Source organism: Paenibacillus sp. FSL K6-0108 (assembly GCF_045040695.1).
GTDB lineage: Bacteria > Bacillota > Bacilli > Paenibacillales > Paenibacillaceae > Paenibacillus > Paenibacillus pabuli_B.
Genome location: NZ_CP150288.1, coordinates 5,185,058 through 5,202,819, shown reverse-complemented (window position 1 = coordinate 5,202,819; position 17,762 = coordinate 5,185,058). Strand labels below are relative to the sequence as shown.

Genomic DNA, 17,762 nt, shown 5'->3' with positions numbered 1-17,762 from the left:
TGAACGGTCGATGAGAGCCCTTATTGTTGAAGATGAAATTCCGGCAAGTGAGGAACTGAATTACTTGATACAGGAACATAGCCAAATTGAAGTGGTAGATTGTCTGGAAGATGGGCTGGATGTGCTGAAATTTCTGCAGGAGCAGGAAGTCGACGTTATTTTTCTGGACATCAATATCCCTTCGTTGGATGGCATGATGCTGGCACATCATATTGGGAAGTTTGCGAGCAAGCCATATATCGTATTTACAACGGCGTACAAGGAACATGCGGCAGAAGCGTTTGAGCTGGAGGCATTTGACTATATTTTGAAGCCCTATGATGAGAAGCGGATTGCTGCGATGCTGAATAAACTCGAAACGGCGTTCAAACGGGATCATGAGCAGGAGGAACGTGAACGTGGCAGCGATGATGGACATGCGCATAATGCGGCTCAAGTGAACGATGAATGGTCTGCATCCAATAGGCAGGTGCGGGAATCCAATGCCCAGACGGGACGACGCATCAACCTGCTGCGCAATGACAATATTATTGTGACAGACACCGCCGATATTTATTATGCGGAAGCACAAGAGAAAGTCACGAAGGTGTATACCAAAAACGGTGAGTTTACGATGCCGGTCAGCATTTCGGATTTTCACGGGCGATTACCGCAGGAAACCTTTTTCCGCTGCCATCGTTCTTACGTGGTGAATTTGTCTCAAATTCGTGAAATTGTGCCCTGGTTTAACAATACGTACCTGCTTCGTTTGCGTGATCTGGAGGCTGAAGTTCCTGTTAGCCGGGGCAAAGTCAAGGAATTCAGGCAGCTCATGCGCATCTAGAGGCATTTCATTCCGCATCTGATGCAACTCATGCTCAAATCGGTGTAATGAATCCCCTTTCATGTATGATTAGCTTGTGAACGCATTCATATATATGACATCGGCAAAGGGGAGATCACGATGAAAGCAGCTATTTCATCCGCACCTAATACAGCATCTGCATCTATGAAAATGAACCGCTGGCTTATTGTACTGGGCACGATTATTGTACAAATGGGTCTCGGAACCATCTACACCTGGAGTTTATTTAATCAACCGTTGTCTGATCGTTTCGGATGGGACGTCAGCTCGGTCGCGATAACTTTTTCGATTACCAGTTTTGCTTTGGCCTTTGCCACACTGTTTGCAGGCCGGCTGCAAGAACGATGGGGACTTCGTCGCCTGATTCGTGTAGCTGGAGTGGTGCTTGGTCTGGGACTCGTGCTCAGTTCTCAAGTGAGTTCGTTGACACTGCTCTATATTTTGGCCGGATTTGTGGTTGGATTCGCGGATGGTACGGCGTACATTACTTCCCTGTCCAACCTGATCAAGTGGTTCCCTGAGCGAAAAGGTCTGATTTCGGGTATTTCGGTCGGGGCCTTTGGTACAGGCAGTCTGTTGTTCAAATATGTGAACTCGGCATTAATTGGTGCCGTTGGTCCTGCTCAAGCTTTTATGTACTGGGGTATTATTGTATTGGTATTGATTGTGGGCGGCTCGTTCCTGATCCGTGAAGCGGTTGTTCGTGAACAAGCTCCAGCAGCAAGCAGCACGGACGGTGGGAAGCAACAAGCAGCACGTAATTACACGGTCAAAGAAATGCTGCGTACAAAAGAAGCGTATATGCTGTTCGTTATTTTCTTCACGGCATGTATGAGTGGACTGTATCTGATCGGTATTGTGAAAGACATCGGTGTTCAGTTGGCGGGTCTTAATGTGGCTACAGCTGCGAATGCGGTGGCGATGGTGGCCATCTTCAACACCGCTGGACGTATCATTCTGGGGGCGCTGTCAGATAAAGTGGGACGGATGAAAGTGATTGCCGGAGCATTGCTGGTTACGGCTGTTGCCGTAATGACGCTGAGTCTGGTCCCGCTGAGTTTTGGCATCTTCTTCGCCTGTGTGGCCGCTATCGCGTTCTGCTTTGGTGGCAACATTACAGTCTTCCCGGCGATTGTGGCGGATTACTTTGGTCTGAAAAATCAGAGCAAAAACTACGGCGTCATCTATCAGGGATTTGGATTTGGTGCCTTGGCCGGATCGTTTATCAGCGCCTTGTTAGGCGGGTTCCATCTTACCTTTATTGTGATCGCTGTACTCTGCGCTGTCTCGCTCTTGCTGGCGTTGATTATAACGCCTCCGGGTCAAGGACGTCGTACACGTCAACGTGAACAGCAGATGAATCTTAACCCTTCATCCCGGGCAAGCTGAGTGTAGTGGGGACGAAGTTCTATTTTGTAAATAGCATGCTGAGCGGTCTCTAAGGAGGCCGCTTTTTTTGAACCCGAAGCAAAGAGGCGAAGGCTCCCGTACATTGAAGCGGTTGTGTGCAATGCATACTTTGCTTCTGGTATACTCTAGGTGAAATAAAAAGAGCAAGTCCTTGTTAGCCATTTGGAGGAGGTATGTTCGTCATGAATTTCTTGAAATATGCACCATCTGATTTTGCTGATTATTATGCTCTTGTGTCCAATATTGAAGTCATGCAGCAGATTACCGAACGGGCTCTGCCTGAGCATGAAGCTACGGCGGAATTTGAATCCATGCTGAATTATAATCTCGGCAACAATTGTGGCTATTATCGAATATCTGGTGAAGATGGGGTAGGCATGGCCTACGCCAAACTGATCCCAGATGAAGCCGATCCGTCCCGGGCGGAAATGGGTTACATGATTCTGCCGGAGTATTGGGGGAAAGGACACGGGACTTCCATCGCAGCTCGGCTGATTATTCAGGCACAGGCAGCGGGAATTGGTGTACTCTATGCGGTTATCGATCCATCCAATGCGGCATCACGTCGAATATTGCTCAGACAGAACTTTGTATCCACATGGGTTGGGGATTATCATGGGTTACCTGGCGAAATTTTGGAGCTGAATCTTCAGGTGAAGCGGTAAGGGATCAGGCTTGCGGGTAATACATACCATACCGGGCATTTTGCATCACTTCAATGGGATTTTGTCATTCGGAGGCGTGTGAAATGCTCATACAGAGATTTGGAGGAGATGGAGATGAGCAATACTGCAATGGAACGTCTGAACCAGTTGCTGCCGGAATGGCTGGAGACCAGCCGTCTGCACACTGGACAGGGGAAAGTGGCTTCTTATATTCCCGAATTGTTCAAGGCCTCACAGGACGAACTGGGCATACATATCATGAACGCCGAAGGCAATCATGTATCAGCCGGAGACTGTGGTGTCCCGTTTACGATGCAAAGTATCTCCAAGGTATTTACACTCATTCTGGCCCTGATGGATCATGGTGAGGAAGCGGTCTTCTTTAATGTAGGAAAAGAACCTACCGGGGATGATTATGATTCCATGATCAAGCTCGAACTGGTCGAACCGGGCATTCCGTTTAATCCATTGATCAATGCGGGCGCGATTACGGTATCGTCCCTGATTGCTGGGGATTGTAAAGAGGAGAAGTCACGGCGCATTTTGGAATTTTTTCGCAAGCTGGCCAATAATGATCGGCTGGACTATAACGAGGCGGTATATCGGTCCGAATCGGAGACAGGCCATCTGAACCGCTCGCTTGGTTATTTTCTGAAGCACAATGGTGTGCTCAAGGATGACGTCGAAGATGTGCTTGCCGTTTATTTCCGCCATTGCTCTATTGAGGTGACTTGTGCGGATCTGGCCCGTATGGCACTGGTGCTTGCTTATGACGGGACAGATCCCATCACCGGGAATGAGCTTATTCCTCGTCGTTATGTACAGATCGCCAAAACGTTCATGACCACCTGCGGTATGTATAATGCATCAGGCGAATTCGCGATTCAGGTCGGGCTGCCTGCCAAGAGTGGAGTATCGGGTGGCATTCTGACCCTGGTTCCCGGCCAATTTGGCATCGGTCTTGTAGGTCCAGCTCTGAATCGGAAAGGCAACAGTATTGCAGGTGTGCATCTGCTTGAGCGTCTTTCCAAGGAATTTGACTGGAGTTTATTCTAAATTAAGCCATTCTTATACCCTCCCAAGCAGCCAATGAATCACCAATCCGTCTTTTTGCTTCTTTTGAACGAGATGGCCCTTAGTAGATGCAGCTTGTTGGATGCCTTCAGTCCTGCATCAAAATGTGTAGGAAAACGGTCCTGCATGGTCATGGCCGTGCTGCATCTATTCCGATATACCTGCAATGACAGATCACATCATTCATTCGCGAGTGCCACATCTGTAATAAGATTCATCTGAATGTCCCGCGTCCCGTTCTCCATTAATAGTCTGAGAGTACGAGCAGGAGCGTCTATTCGAAGCACCTGCCCGGTAAAGCAGATATCATCGTGTTCATGGAACAGGGTGATGGTGACTGCATCCCCAAGCAGCATGGAGTTGCTAAGCAAACGGGACATTTCCTCCGCCGCCTGGGCATCCAAGGATGGACGGGTACGGGGAGCGAGTTGCTCCTGATGAATGATGTAGGCTTCCCGGTGTTCGGGAAGCATCATGCGCGACGACTCAAAAATCCCATTTTGTTGTAATTTTTTACTCATTTATAGTGACCTCCAATTTTATGAGAACGGTCCTGTGCCTGTGCGGACGAGCAGAGCGAGGAGGCCCGCATGATCGCGGTATCTCCGAACTTGCGCTTGATGTCATCCGTGGCACGTTCCAGTTCTCTTTTGCGTTCACGGTCATCGAACCAGGACAGCTGTACTTCGGAATCGGGCACGAGCCCGGTCAATGACACGCTGATGCGGCGAATGGGTAATCCGTCCCAATGGCGCAGAAACAGAGCAGCCGCCGCATCGTATACTTCATCTGTGATGTTGGTAGGTTCATTCACCTTCATCTGGCGGGAGAAGCCGGTTGGACGATCGTAATCCTGGCCCCGGCACCCTACGGAGACGACATGGCCCATGAGCGATTTGTCCCGGGAACGCCGACTGACCAGCTCTGCCAGTTCGAGCAGCACCACCTTGATGTCTGCCCATGATTCATAGTCCCGAGGCAATGTCATCTGATGTCCAATGCCCTGCTGCTGGTGAGCATATGTTCCGGGTTTGACCGGAGAATCATCAATCCCACGGGCAATACGCCACAGTACCTCACCATTTACACCCCAACGTTCTCTCAACCGGGACAATGGAGTCTGCGCCAGATCACCAATCGTATGAATCCCCATCTTATAGAGATGCTGCCCCATCCGGGAACCAACCATAAACATGTCTCGAACAGGGTTATTCCACAATGTTGTCTGCATGTCCTTGCGGGGCAGTGTATAGATGCCTCCGGGAACTTTTTTGGCATAAAGGTCACAGGCCATCTTGCTCACAACCTTGGTGTCGCTGATGCCAACGCGGATATAGACGCCAGTCTCTGCCATGACCCTGTCCTGAATGCTGCGGGCTATCGTTTCAGGGCTGCCGAACAGGTCCAAACTTCCGGTCACATCAAGAAACTGTTCGTCAATGCTATATGGTTCAACCAGGTCGGTATAGGACTGAAGAATACGTGTAATGTGCAGGGAAACACGAATATATTCGGCCATCCGGGGGCGAATGACAACAACATCAGGACATTTGGCAAGAGCTTCACCCAGACGTTCTGCCGTAGTAATTCCATAGGACTTGGCGAGTGGGCAGGCTGCCAGAATAATGCCTGAACGGCGTGCAGGATCTCCCGCAACAACAAGCGGACGGTCTCTATATTCGGGATGTGCAGACTTCTCCACACTGGCATAAAATGATTGGCAATCGGCCAACATAATGACACGTCCGTCTTTGCGGGGCATAGTACTTCTCTCCTTTTATTCATGATTTGGATGCGTCTGTGCAGCGATGGGGCTCATTCAGCCAACGCTATTTTACAGTTTATTTACAGTATGGAACAAGTGTTCCTGTTTTATAAGCATATATGACAAAGTGAGATGCGGCAACCGGAATTATTTTGCAAATTGGACACAATTATTGAACGGACCTAATAGAGTCAAAATTTAGGAAATAAGATGTAGTTTTTTACATTTCATGTAAGAGATCCGTGACTTCCGGGTGATGACTGGGTGTTCATTCGGCTTTGTGTAAAAGTAATATAAATGGGCACAGTCCTATAGGGGGGGACTGATGTCCTTTTTTCATTTTCTGCACATTTCAGAAAACCTTGATAGGACGCGGATTTTCGCTGATGCGTTATCGGACTATAGTATCAATTTTGTAATCTTTATGGTTAATACTGTAAAAAGGTCCGCAACTTTAACATTTACCTTGCGTTTAATGGGGTAAGCGTTCAAGCGGAAACAGATCTCGTAATCCGCGTTGCATATAACAATAACGGGTAGAGATGTGCCAGGCTGGAAGAACCTCAAGAGGACGATAAAGTGGCAAATATTCATGTGCATGGAGCATAGAGGCCAAGAGGGCTCATGGATGCTAGTTGATGGTGCTTTTTACGAATTATGGGCAGAATGTTGCAGTTCATGTTTGCTTCCATCAGCCTAGTTACAAATGCAGAGTCTTAGAGCTATAGTGAGAACTACACCGCTGACATCTCTACCCAAAGCGGACATCCGAAGCGGAATTCCCTCAGAACTTCATGTCATTTAAGATTTGCAGGTGAAGCTGGATGCATACTAGAGAGGTGAGCAATTAAGAGCCATGAGCAGACGAAGACGAAGACGCTGGTTGTTGACGATGTTGACAGGAGCGGCCGTAGTGACAGGCGGAATATTGGCCGGATGGCACTACATGCAGCCCCAGCTCGTTACGTACACAGCGGAGAACGGCACGGAGATGAAATTCAAGACTGATGGAGACCGGTTCATGGAATACGGACCCGATGGGACGTGGCGGGAGATGTTCGTCAAAGGTGTAAACCTGGGCGCAACCTCACCGGGACATTACCCGGGCGAATTCCCGTTGACCAAAGAAGATTACTTGCGGTGGTTCCAGCAGATCGAGGATCTGGGAGCCAACGTCATCCGGGTGTATACGGTACATGAGCCAATCTTTTACACAGCATTAGTCGAATATAATCGCGGCCGGGAGCAACCGTTATATTTTATACAGGGCATATGGTCGCCGGAAGAAAAGTTGATTGAGAAGCAGGATGCCTATGCTGACGATATTGAACAAACGTTCAAGCAAGAGATTGAGAAGGCGGTATCCGCTGTATACGGGGATGCAGACATTCCAGATAGACCCGGGGAGTCAAGCGGCAAATACAAGACGAATGCCGGAAAATACCTGATGGCTTGGCATGTGGGTACCGAGTGGGACCCTTCGATGGTGAACAATACGAATGAAAGTCATCCGGATGTGCCGCAGTACAAGGGTGTTCATTTTTCCGGGACGCAGGACGCATCGCCATTCGAGAATTGGCTGGCGGAGCTGCTGGACTATACTGCCGTATTGGAGAAGAAGTATGGGTGGGAGCATCCGATGACCTTCACCAATTGGGTAACCACCGATGTGCTGGATCATCCGGGCGAGCCGCTGTTTGAAGAGGATTTGGTGAGTGTGGATGCGCGACATATTCAACCCGAAGAATGGCAGGGCGGATATTTTGCAGCATACCATGTGTACCCTTATTACCCGGACTTGTTCCATACAGACCAGACACTCCAGACCATCAAGGATGAGAACGGCAAGTACAACACGTACAAAAGTTATCTGCGCAAGCTCAAAGCCGAGTTTTCCGATATGCCTGTAATGGTTACAGAGTACGGTGTACCGTCTTCGCTTGGGATTTCCCATCTGGGTATGGGAGGCCGTAATCAAGGGGGACATAACGAGGCAGAGCAAGGAGAGATCGACGCATCACTGACTCAGGATATCTATGACGAGGGGTATGCGGGAGCGATTTTATTCATGTGGCAGGATGAATGGTTCAAAAAAACCTGGAACACGATGCCGATGGAAATTCCTGCTGATCGGCGCTCCTACTGGCTGAATGTGCTAACGAATGAAAAAATGTTCGGTCTGCTCGCCATGGACCCGGGTAAACAGGAACAGTTGACCATCGACGGGAGGCTGGATGACTGGACCACGTTGAAAAAGGAAGACGTTACCGTCTGGCAAGGCAAGGTGGATGGTATCAAGGAAATGAAGATGACCCATGATGAAGCCTACCTCTACATCGGCCTAACGCTGGATCAACCTTTTGACCCGGACCAGTCCTTGCTGCGCATTGGAACCGATACACTTGCCGGTGGTAATCAGCCGGGTACACGGCTTCCGGATCGAACACTCAGTGATGGACTCGAAACAGTCATTACACTGGGACAGGATGATGAATCACAAGTGGAAATTGCTAAGGACTATGACTTTAACCAGCGCCTTTATGGCAAGGAAGGTTACGGGATGCTGCCGGAAGAGCAAGAGAACGCAGCAGAGCCATTTCATCCATGGAATCTGGCCGTCAGCCTTCGGATGACCCCGCCGGATACCCGGTCTGCCCATCCGTTTATGAATGAGAAGGTGGGTACATTGAAGCGGGGAACAACAACGCCTGGTCAGTCCGATACCGATTCGTTAACCGCTTGGCAATATGACGGTAATCAGGTCGAAATGCGTATTCCATGGATGCTGCTTGGATTCGGTGACCCAAGTTCACTGCAGGCGATTAAGTATGGCCCGCTGAAGGGTGGACGGGAATTCGAAACCGTTGCGGTCAAGGGTGTAACCCTCGTTCCCTGGTTAATGGATCGTTCTACTGGCAACATCTCCTGGCCTGGTGGTGAACAGAAGACACTGGATGTGAAAACATTGCCTGTATACACCTGGCAGCCCTGGGAGCAGGTACAGTACAGTGAGCGACTGAAACTGAGCTACGAGGAAATGAAGAAACGGTATGAACAAATTCCAAGTTTTCAGACCAAATAAATGAGTATAAAGGAGGACCTTTTCACATGTTTCCGAATTTGGCTTTGGCTTATCTATTTTTATACATCTGTACGGCGCTCGTCGTTGTGGGTGTAATCCTGCTGTTTGCCATGAAAATGTCCCACAACGGCAAACGGCGTAAGATTGAATTTTATAAATTAAAGCAGCGTGATTACTTTACGTATCTGCAGACGGCGCTGACTGAAGACAGCCCCCTCCGATTGCCACCCGGGAAGCTGGCTCCGCTCGAGCGTCGGGTCATCCAGAGCAAGCTTATTGAATGGATTGACCAGTTCAAGGGAGAGTATCGCAACAAATTGATTGCGCTCTGCCGTGAAGCCGGGTTTGTAGAGCATGATCTGAAGGAACTGAGTCGTATTCGTTACGGACGCCAGATTGATGCAGCTTATCGATTGGGAGGTATGCGTTGTCCAGAGGCCGTTCCAGGTTTGATGGAATTGCTCAAGGATGAGAAGCCTGGCCCAATGGCGATTATGATTGGTCGTTCGATCGCAAGATGTACCACCCGTCAGGGTGAACTGAAAGACATGCTCGCCCTGCTGTTGACCAAAGGAAAATCGATTCATCATCTGGCAGCAGATATTTTGCTCGAAACCAGTTTGGATACCAGCCGAATTCTCATTGAATTGCTGGAAGACCGCAATCCTGACTTTGTCAAAGTGGGACTGGTTGCAATGTGGGGACAGGCTGTGCCTGAAGTGATGCCTGCACTGGACAGACTCGTTGGCGCAGAACATAAGGATGTACGAGCAGAAGCGGTGAAGCTGTATCTTAGCGCAAGTCCGGCACTTCAGGACGAGACCATTCTGAGGCTCATGCATGATTCCGACCCGGAGGTGCGCGCCGAAGTGGTTCAGGCGCTCGGTTCGAAACATGCGTCAGGCAGCATTCCACTGCTGCGCAAAGCACTGCGTGATGAAGACTGGGGAGTACGCTATAACAGTGCAGAGAGCTTGAGCAAGCTGGGTGAACCGGGATTTGAAGCCTTGTGTCAGGCCGCTGTGGAAGGCACAGGTGCTGAACGGGAAATTGCAATGCAGCAGATTGAGAGCACGATGCAGCACACAGGAACAGACCACAAAGCCGTTGACCAGATGATTGCACATAACAAAAAAAGACTGCTGTATGATCGATACTTCGGTCCCGTACGCGGGAACCGGACAACAACCAAGAAACGTACAGGTGTGGCTGCGGTAGGAGGGGATTACACTGCTTAGAGATCTACTATTAATCTATGGCATGGTCGCAATCTACTATGTCGTTGCCGTAAATACGCTCTATTTTTCCATTTTGGCCTTATCATTCCGTAACATTTGGACAATCTTCAGGCGGTCGCATTATTCCAAATACAATACGTTATCCGGCTCGGAGCTGGTGCCATCGGTTTCCTTGTTGGTGCCCGCATACAACGAGGAACTGACGATTATCGAAAATGTGAACTGTCTGATGACGCTGAATTATCCAACGTATGAAGTCATCGTGGTGAATGATGGTTCCAGCGATACGACCCTGAAGGTGCTGCTGGAAGAGTATCGTCTGAAGCCAGTGCCGAATACGAAGATTCGAGGCAAGATTCCTTGTCAGAAAATTCGCGGGATCTACCACAATCCGGAATTTCCGGATCTGTATGTCATCGACAAGGAAAATGGGGGTAAGGCTGATTCCCTCAATGCAGGAATCAACCTGTCCCATTATCCGCTCATCTCTTCCATCGATGCCGACTCTTTGCTGGAGAAGGATGCACTGATCCGCATGGCACGTATGTATATGGAGAATCCGGAAGAAACCGTCGCAATTGGCGGTGATGTAAGGATCGCCAACGGCTGCAAAATCGAAAATGGGGCAGTGCAAGACGTTTCACTGCCTCGCAAGATTTGGCCGATGTTCCAGTCCATCGAGTATCTCAAAGCATTTTTGGGCGGACGGATCGGCTGGAGTCACATGAATGGTCTGATTATCGTCTCCGGTGCCTTCGGCATGTTCCGTAAGGATGCGGTTATCGCGGTTGGGGGATACCGGGACGGTTATCCAGGTGAAGACATGAACATTATCATCAAGCTTCACCGTTATATGCTGGAGAACAAATTGAAATACCGCGTAGCCTTCTGCCCTGAAGCCGTGTGCTGGACACAGGCGCCGGACTCCTACCGGATCTTGTCCAGTCAACGCAAACGTTGGGGACGCGGAAATCTGAAGAACATGCTTGAGAACCGCGGAATGATGTTCAACCCGAAATATAAAGTCATGGGTATGCTGACCATGCCGTACAATATCCTTTTTGAAGCGCTGAACCCATATTTCCGTATTACCGGGCTTCTCGCTCTCACGGGATATGTACTGATGGATATGACCCAGTGGCCGATACTTCTTCTGTTTGGATTGCTCAACGTTGTAAGTGGTTATCTGCTCAGTGTGGGAGCACTCGTGCTCGAGGAAATTGCATTCAAGCGGTATAACAAGCTGTCCGATCTGGTCAAAATGCTGTTCTACTCCGCTCTGAAATTCGTCGGCTATCATCAGCTCGGCGTGCTGTGGAGATTGCAGGGGCATATCCAGTTTATGCAAAACAACAACTCATGGGGTACCATGACACGCCAGAGCTGGTCCGAGGAAGAGAAGACAAGCGAGGCGGCTTAAGCACAGTTTAATACAGCAGAAACAATATAGATGTTCAACTAAACATTTACACGAGAACGGAGAGGACAGAAATAACCTGAAGAAGCGAAGCTACAAGCTTTCTGCAAGAAAGCTACTTCAAAACATACACTTCGCCTAAAAGCTTTCTGAAAGAAAGCTACATCGGAAGCATAGGCTATCCCCGGATTTCCCCTTTTCAGAAAGGTATCAAAAAATCTGGGGATAACAGCGATCGGAAGGTTGTTCTGTCATCGGAGTGTCAGTGTAAATACCCATTAGTTGAACTTGTATAGATAACCGAAGGAGAAGGGTGGAAAAGAACATGCCAAATACGGCGACATTGCAGCGTGAGGCTGCCGTTAATGTGTATCGCAGTGTAGAACAGGGATTGAAAGAAACGGGTGCCGAAACATGCGGCTTAATGTTCATCCATTGTGCTGGACAGTCTCAGCCGGAGCAGCAGGTCAGGACACATCTGGAGCAGACCACTGAGTCTGCGTTCCAGGTGTGGGTGGATGGAGCCACACAGGCGATTGCTGTCCTGCTGCCAGGGCTGACACTGGATGAGGTTCATTATGAGGGGCTTCGCATCAAGCATGAATTGCAGGAAACGGTACCTGGTGCCGATCCGCAAATCACGCTGGCAAGTTTCCAGGCAGGTGAGCGTCCTTCAAAGGCAACCATTCAACATATGGCTGAGTCCGCGAAGCTGGTAGACCCGTCGGAAATTCATATCTACACGCTGGAACAGACGGCAGACGAGCCGGAACGAATTTTGATTGTGGATAACGATCCGACGGTACGCGAGTTTCTGCAATTGCGACTGAAGATGCAGGGGTACGAAACCTACGAAGCAGTAGATGGACTGGCTGCGCTGGAGCTAATTGAGAAAATCACGCCTGACCTGGTGCTGACCGAATTGAATCTGTATGGCATTGATGGTCTGCCGTTCATTCAACATATTCAGAACCTGGATGTGGAGCAGCCGCCCAAAATCGTCGTATTGACAGAGCAGCGTGTGGAACAGACAATCAGCCAATGCTTCCGCAGCGGGGTTGATGATTATATGACCAAGCCGTTCTCGCCCGTAGAGTTGGATGCCCGCATCAGGCGTTGCCTGCACTAAACGCACCCGCAAGCAAAGCAAAGAGCAACAAATAGCTTTTATTTATTTTTATCAGACAAAACAGTACATCTACAGACAAACATCTATCAAATGGATTCGTCAATCAACCAAACAAATACACTTTGGAGGGAATATCATGGAGAATCAACAATTCCACACATTACTGAATGCGATTGAAAATAAAGAAGCTGTGCTCGGCGTGGTCGGGCTCGGTTACGTAGGACTTCCACTTGCCGTGGAAATGGTCAATCAGGGTTTCACGGTAATTGGAATTGATCTGGATGCATCCAAAGTGGAGAGCATCTATCAGGGGGATTCCTATATTCACGATATTTCGTCAGAGGAATTGAAAAAAGTGATGCAAAGCGGCCGCTTCCAGCCTACAACGGATTACAGCATGCTGCGTGTGATCGACGCGTTGAGCATCTGCGTACCTACACCACTTAGTGAAAATCAGGACCCAGATACGTCTTATATCGAGACAGTGGTGGATCAGATTAAACTGCACATGAAACCAGGCATGCTGATTACGCTGGAGAGCACCACGTATCCAGGTACAACGGAAGAACTGATCCAGGATGAGCTGGACAAGATCGGACATGAAGCAGGCAAAGACTACTTCCTGTGCTTCTCACCTGAACGTGTGGACCCGTCCAACGGACGATTCACGACGTATAATACACCGAAAGTGATCGGGGGAACAACTGAAGCTTGCCTCAAACTGGGAACAGCGTTGTACAGCAAATATGTTGAAACGGTTGTACCTGTATCTTCGCCAAAAGTGGCTGAAATGTCCAAACTGCTGGAAAATACGTTTCGCAGCGTAAACATTGCCTTTGTCAATGAAATGGCGATGATGTGTGACCGTATGGGTATCGATATCTGGGAAGTTATCGACGCAGCTGCGACGAAGCCGTTTGGATTCATGCCTTTCTATCCGGGCCCTGGCATTGGCGGTCACTGCATTCCGCTTGATCCGATGTACCTGTCATGGAAGGCCAAAGGATTCCGTTTCTACAGCAAATTCATTGAGCTGGCGCAATCCACCAATGACAACATGCCATATTATGTACTGAACAAAACATCAACGATTTTGAACGAATACGCGAAATCGGTACGGAACTCCAACATTCTGCTGCTCGGCATGTCGTACAAACCGAATATTGCCGATTTGCGTGAATCTCCAGGCCTGGAAGTCTATGAACTGTTCAAGGAAAGTGGCGCCAATGTCAGCTACTACGATCCGCACGCGGATTCCTTCAAGGACAAGCATGGCGAGACTGTACACAGTGAAGTCTTCAATCTGGAACAGTTCAAAAAATACGATTGCATTGTGCTAATCACTAACCACAGCGATTTGCCTTACTTTGATATTGCCGAGATAGGTGTACCGATTCTGGATACGCGTAATGCGTTCAAAACGTATACACATCCGCACATTTACAAGATAGGTCACTCGGTACAGCACCCTGTGCTTGAGCCAAGTGAAGCGTTGCTTGTCTGAGGAAACATATGAGGCGACGGGGCAAGCTTGCGGGGATGGCAAAATGGGCTGTTTTGGCTGTGGTGCTGTGCCTGCTGCTTCTGTCCTGGATGTTTAAATGGTTCTCCGCTGAGGAACATAAGGCAACCTGGCTGTGGGACGCTTCCATTATTGCAGAGCAGACGCCCGAGATTATCTCCTTTTCCAAAGCACAGGGCGTGGATACGATTTTCCTGCAAATTCAGGATGAGGTACCAGACGGGACATACCGCAAATTCATAGCGGCTGCCGGGCAGGCCGGGATCGAGGTGCACGCCCTGAACGGTCATGCAGACTGGGCCTATACGGAGAAGCGGGAAGAGGGACTTGCTTTTATTGAAAAAGTAAGAGCCTATAATGCAGCTTCTGCCAAAAATGAACGTTTTGAGGGCGTTCAACTGGATGTTGAGCCTTATCAGCTAAAACGCTGGGAGAACGAGCAGAATAGCGTTATTGCGGAGTGGAGCGACAACATGAAGGCGTGGACCAAAGCTGGTAAAGATGCCGGACTTTACATGAGCGCAGCGATCCCTTTCTGGTTGGATGCACGCGAGTCGGCAGAAGGCGGAGGCACATTCAGCCGTTGGGTAATTGATCATTTTGATGCGGTGGCCATTATGGCTTATCGGGATCGTGGTCAGCAGATGTATGATCTGTCCAAGGAAGAGCTGGACGAAGCGGATGAGCTTGGTAAGAAGGTGTGGGTTGGAGCCGAGCTGGCGGACACACATGAGGGCGATCATCTAACCTTTTACAGCAAATCCATTACCAACATGGACGAAGAAATGAAGAAAGTGTTTGATCTAGGCGCTTCTCATTCCTCTTTTGCTGGTGTAGCCGTGCATCATTATGAAGCATGGTATGCAAAGGAAAACGGCATTCCGCTGGCTCGAAAGAGCGAGGAAACGTCGAAACAATAAAAGGCATCAGGGAATGGCATCTATGAATGAGAAGAGGAAGGCCCTCAGGTTAACTGGCCCCTCTGTAAAGGACACCTCTATAAAAACTAGACGAGGTAACTGAAAAAACACCTCATTTATATAACAAAAAAATTTACGGGTCAAATAATGATTCCCTGAACCGCGAGACGAGCTTTAGAAGCAATTCTAAAGGCTCGTTTTTTGTCGTATTTATTAGTGATATTTTTTCAGTAATGCGTACTGAGCAGGGGCTTCTTTTTTAAATTCACTGGTATCAGTTAAGGATTTTATTAGATCATACATGTTTTGATTTCTCGTTCTAATCTCGTCCAATGTGGTTCATCTTTCTGGAAGATAACTTCTTAAAGTACCCAAAGAAGGATTTCCTATGGTGCGTTATCCCGATCGTTTCCCCGCATGGACATGGATTGCCTGAACCCCATACGCTTCATCACCTTTGGAAGCTGTTATTTGGATGGATCCAGAAGGAAGCAATCTCATGATAGTAATATGAAATTCAGTTGTCAGAGCTTGCCGTTATCCATAGATTGGGGGGCACTATCCCTAAGATGGGACAATGGTAGAGAGATTTGGCAAAGTACATTTATGAACCAGACATTTTCCGGAAGTCTTCGGTCGAGCTTTGGATCAATCCGGCCTGTCTGTTCAATTAGGAAGACACTCTATTGGACTACTAAAAAGCTGTGTGAATGTGTGAAAGATGAGTACTGATTCTGCTTGATTCAATCTATTTATTATCAAAAAGGAAAGACTATATTGCCAATATAGTTTTTCTCATCTGTCTACTTGACAGGGGGATATCCAATTGTTTTGAGTAAGGCAGATTTTACAGATTAGAATTATGAAATTAGCTCGATCTCTTTGGCAATGCAAGTAGGCGGGGTGGTGTCCAATTGTTCATTCTCGAGGATAAAACGAATTTTAGACCCAATTTTTAAAGTATCGGTATTAAATTGTTTCTCAGGAATTTGGCTTATATCTAACCAGATAAGGCTAGTATCATTAGTGCTTATAATATCTTTGACTGACTTTTCAGTTAATGTACTCAAATCCTGTTTTTTTGTGTCTGTAGTCAGTAGTATCTTCTGTTGTTCTTCTTTTTTTCCTAATACGATCGCCTCGGATGTATGGTTTTCAGAAAGCTGTTCTGAATTACCCATTGTAGTATTACTGCTGCATCCGCCAATTACAATTAAAATGGAAATTAAAGATAACATGAGAAACCTCAATTTTCACACCTCCTTATGCTGTCTATACAAATCATGACGAGTATGTTGATGAAAAGGTTGCGCCTCGCCTCTATGCATTCAGTTTATAAGGATTCCCTTTTTCATAATCAGTTTCCAGATGCATCTTTTTGTCTCGATAAGAATGGTTTTAATGCGACCGTCGTATTCGGACTCGCATGTATGGTTGTTTAAGAGTATGAGATCAGTCCCAATCCCATTCTATAGAAAGCGCTTTTCTCGAAGAAGAGTGTTTAGTTTCAGCTTTTGTTGTTCTCGGCGGTTCGATATCGATTGGGAGGCAGACCGACCTGCTTTTTAAACGCTTTGGAGAAGGAAAAGAGGTCAGGGTAACCAACCGAATGTGCTACTTCAGTTAACGTTAACGGGGTCTGCACAAGCAGTCGTTTGGCCTGATTCATTTTGAGACGTTGAATGTACTGGACAGGAGACAGGCCGTAGGCTTTACGGAATTGTTTGGCAAAATGGGTCCGATCCACACCAGCGTGTGCAGATACACCTTCGACGGTTATGCCGCCGGCAAAGTGAATATCCATGTACTCCTTTCCCTTTTGCAGCCATGGAGTGGCGGAGTCTGGTTGAAGCACTCGGGTAGCAGGGGACTTGGCAATTCGGTCAAACAATCCGAGAAAACGGGTAAGTCGCCCCAGGTCGCTTGCGCCTCCCTGGGGTTTGCGAACCTCTTCCATAAAAGCACGCATTCCACTTGCCGTCTCCGGCGTGAGTACACCTGAACGATGCGGTGCGTCCGGAGTAAGCCCGATTCGTGCCAAAAGTTCAGCTGCATGATTTCCATCAAAGGCAATGAAAATTTTGTGCAAAGATTCCTTTGGGTCGGACCAGTACTCATGGGTAACCTGTGGATATAGACAGAATGCATCCCGGGCACGCAGGGAATACCGATGTCCGTTCTGTATGAAAGTTCCCTCACCCTCCAGAACAAAAATCAAATAGTGAAAAGGCGTTGTTCGCGGCCCAATATGATAGTTGCTCTTGGCTATATTACGGCCAATTCGAATCGGCCATGCTCCACCGGCTTTCTCGAATTCGGACGGAGTAAAAAAAATAATATCCAAAAACTCGTGGTGGTCCTCCTTCATGCTCTCGATCATCAGGAACACCTCTTTAATATAAGTATAGTTTGTAATCTCTGAAAGTTTCTCTTATAACCTATTATACAGGTGGGTTTTGTAAAAATTCAAGATCGAGAAGATCTATTCCTGTGAGTTCACCACAAAATGACAAAATAAAATTACCGCGAAATGACATTGATCACAGACAAATCAATTGTTATGATGTCGATACCTATTAAACCAAGTTAATTAATCGGTATTTGGGAGTGTAACTGCTCTATAAATTTAACTTTAAGAATTACACGGCAACGTAGGGTACAGAAAAGACCTGAAGAAGTGAAGCTAAAAGCTTTCT

Annotated in this window: 14 protein-coding genes; 10 read left to right on the top strand and 4 right to left on the bottom strand. The window is 47.9% G+C overall.

Annotation, left to right across the window (positions count from 1 at the left end; genetic code table 11):
* The first annotated feature begins 10 nt into the window (after window positions 1-10).
* The 4 genes from MHB49_RS23650 to glsA all read left to right on the top strand — a co-directional run bounded on the left by MHB49_RS23650 (window position 11) and on the right by glsA (window position 3,975).
* Entirely contained in the window at window positions 11-823 is an 813-nt protein-coding gene (locus tag MHB49_RS23650) for a LytR/AlgR family response regulator transcription factor (protein ID WP_405153227.1), read from the top strand.
* A 120-nt stretch (window positions 824-943) separates the two neighbouring features.
* On the top strand, window positions 944-2,233 hold the full coding sequence (locus tag MHB49_RS23645; RefSeq protein WP_247898406.1) for an OFA family MFS transporter: 1,290 nt from the start codon (window positions 944-946) through the stop codon (window positions 2,231-2,233).
* A 203-nt stretch (window positions 2,234-2,436) separates the two neighbouring features.
* Window positions 2,437-2,919 (top strand): GNAT family N-acetyltransferase, encoded by a 483-nt coding sequence (locus MHB49_RS23640; protein ID WP_177185756.1) that lies wholly within the window; start codon window positions 2,437-2,439, stop codon window positions 2,917-2,919.
* 114 nt (window positions 2,920-3,033) lie between these two features.
* Window positions 3,034-3,975: a glutaminase A gene (gene glsA / locus MHB49_RS23635; protein ID WP_405153226.1), complete on the top strand. Its 942-nt coding sequence runs from the start codon at window positions 3,034-3,036 to the stop codon at window positions 3,973-3,975.
* Between the two features lie 197 nt (window positions 3,976-4,172).
* Here the strand turns inward: glsA and MHB49_RS23630 are convergent, their stop codons facing one another.
* Complete coding sequence (locus tag MHB49_RS23630; protein WP_405153225.1) at window positions 4,173-4,514, bottom strand: YolD-like family protein; 342 nt, start codon at window positions 4,512-4,514, stop codon at window positions 4,173-4,175.
* Window positions 4,511-5,755 carry a DNA polymerase IV gene (locus MHB49_RS23625; protein WP_405153224.1) on the bottom strand — a complete coding sequence of 415 codons (1,245 nt, stop codon included), beginning with the start codon at window positions 5,753-5,755 and terminating at the stop codon, window positions 4,511-4,513. The genes MHB49_RS23630 and MHB49_RS23625 overlap by 4 nt, the downstream gene beginning before the upstream one ends.
* Before the next feature lie 859 nt (window positions 5,756-6,614).
* Here MHB49_RS23625 and MHB49_RS23620 point away from each other — a divergent pair.
* From MHB49_RS23620 to MHB49_RS23595, 6 genes are all read left to right on the top strand, one after another.
* The gene (locus MHB49_RS23620; protein ID WP_405153223.1) at window positions 6,615-8,840 is read left to right on the top strand and encodes a hypothetical protein; all 2,226 of its coding nucleotides are present in this window, start codon (window positions 6,615-6,617) and stop codon (window positions 8,838-8,840) included.
* 26 nt (window positions 8,841-8,866) lie between these two features.
* On the top strand, window positions 8,867-10,078 hold the full coding sequence (locus MHB49_RS23615; protein WP_405153222.1) for a HEAT repeat domain-containing protein: 1,212 nt from the start codon (window positions 8,867-8,869) through the stop codon (window positions 10,076-10,078).
* A 22-nt stretch (window positions 10,079-10,100) separates the two neighbouring features.
* On the top strand, window positions 10,101-11,498 hold the full coding sequence (locus MHB49_RS23610; protein WP_247898399.1) for a glycosyltransferase: 1,398 nt from the start codon (window positions 10,101-10,103) through the stop codon (window positions 11,496-11,498).
* Window positions 11,499-11,820: 322 nt separating this feature from the next.
* Window positions 11,821-12,624 carry a response regulator transcription factor gene (locus tag MHB49_RS23605; RefSeq protein ID WP_405153221.1) on the top strand — a complete coding sequence of 268 codons (804 nt, stop codon included), beginning with the start codon at window positions 11,821-11,823 and terminating at the stop codon, window positions 12,622-12,624.
* Window positions 12,625-12,760: 136 nt separating this feature from the next.
* Window positions 12,761-14,128: a nucleotide sugar dehydrogenase gene (locus tag MHB49_RS23600; protein ID WP_405153220.1), complete on the top strand. Its 1,368-nt coding sequence runs from the start codon at window positions 12,761-12,763 to the stop codon at window positions 14,126-14,128.
* Window positions 14,129-14,163: 35 nt separating this feature from the next.
* Complete coding sequence (locus MHB49_RS23595) at window positions 14,164-15,066, top strand: hypothetical protein (protein WP_405153219.1); 903 nt, start codon at window positions 14,164-14,166, stop codon at window positions 15,064-15,066.
* An 860-nt stretch (window positions 15,067-15,926) separates the two neighbouring features.
* On the opposite strand, the gene MHB49_RS23590 is transcribed toward MHB49_RS23595, so the two are convergent.
* The gene (locus tag MHB49_RS23590; RefSeq protein WP_405153218.1) at window positions 15,927-16,316 is read right to left on the bottom strand and encodes a hypothetical protein; all 390 of its coding nucleotides are present in this window, start codon (window positions 16,314-16,316) and stop codon (window positions 15,927-15,929) included.
* A 257-nt stretch (window positions 16,317-16,573) separates the two neighbouring features.
* A complete protein-coding gene (locus tag MHB49_RS23585; protein WP_405153217.1) occupies window positions 16,574-17,446 on the bottom strand; it encodes an AraC family transcriptional regulator in 873 nt (290 codons plus the stop codon).
* Window positions 17,447-17,762 lie beyond the last annotated feature (316 nt).

Excerpts from the sequence above, each read along its gene's own strand:
- MHB49_RS23620 (WP_405153223.1), top strand. The coding sequence starts at position 6,615 with ATGAGCAGACGAAGACGAAGACGCTGGTTGTTGACGATGTTGACAGGA.
- MHB49_RS23640 (WP_177185756.1), top strand. The coding sequence starts at position 2,437 with ATGAATTTCTTGAAATATGCACCATCTGATTTTGCTGATTATTATGCT.
- MHB49_RS23645 (WP_247898406.1), top strand. The coding sequence starts at position 944 with ATGAAAGCAGCTATTTCATCCGCACCTAATACAGCATCTGCATCTATG.
- MHB49_RS23595 (WP_405153219.1), top strand. The coding sequence starts at position 14,164 with ATGGCAAAATGGGCTGTTTTGGCTGTGGTGCTGTGCCTGCTGCTTCTG.
- MHB49_RS23650 (WP_405153227.1), top strand. The coding sequence starts at position 11 with ATGAGAGCCCTTATTGTTGAAGATGAAATTCCGGCAAGTGAGGAACTG.
- MHB49_RS23625 (WP_405153224.1), bottom strand. The coding sequence starts at position 5,755 with ATGCCCCGCAAAGACGGACGTGTCATTATGTTGGCCGATTGCCAATCA.
- MHB49_RS23585 (WP_405153217.1), bottom strand. The coding sequence starts at position 17,446 with ATGATCGAGAGCATGAAGGAGGACCACCACGAGTTTTTGGATATTATT.
- MHB49_RS23605 (WP_405153221.1), top strand. The coding sequence starts at position 11,821 with ATGCCAAATACGGCGACATTGCAGCGTGAGGCTGCCGTTAATGTGTAT.
- MHB49_RS23615 (WP_405153222.1), top strand. The coding sequence starts at position 8,867 with ATGTTTCCGAATTTGGCTTTGGCTTATCTATTTTTATACATCTGTACG.
- MHB49_RS23600 (WP_405153220.1), top strand. The coding sequence starts at position 12,761 with ATGGAGAATCAACAATTCCACACATTACTGAATGCGATTGAAAATAAA.
- MHB49_RS23610 (WP_247898399.1), top strand. The coding sequence starts at position 10,101 with ATGGTCGCAATCTACTATGTCGTTGCCGTAAATACGCTCTATTTTTCC.
- MHB49_RS23630 (WP_405153225.1), bottom strand. The coding sequence starts at position 4,514 with ATGAGTAAAAAATTACAACAAAATGGGATTTTTGAGTCGTCGCGCATG.
- glsA (WP_405153226.1), top strand. The coding sequence starts at position 3,034 with ATGAGCAATACTGCAATGGAACGTCTGAACCAGTTGCTGCCGGAATGG.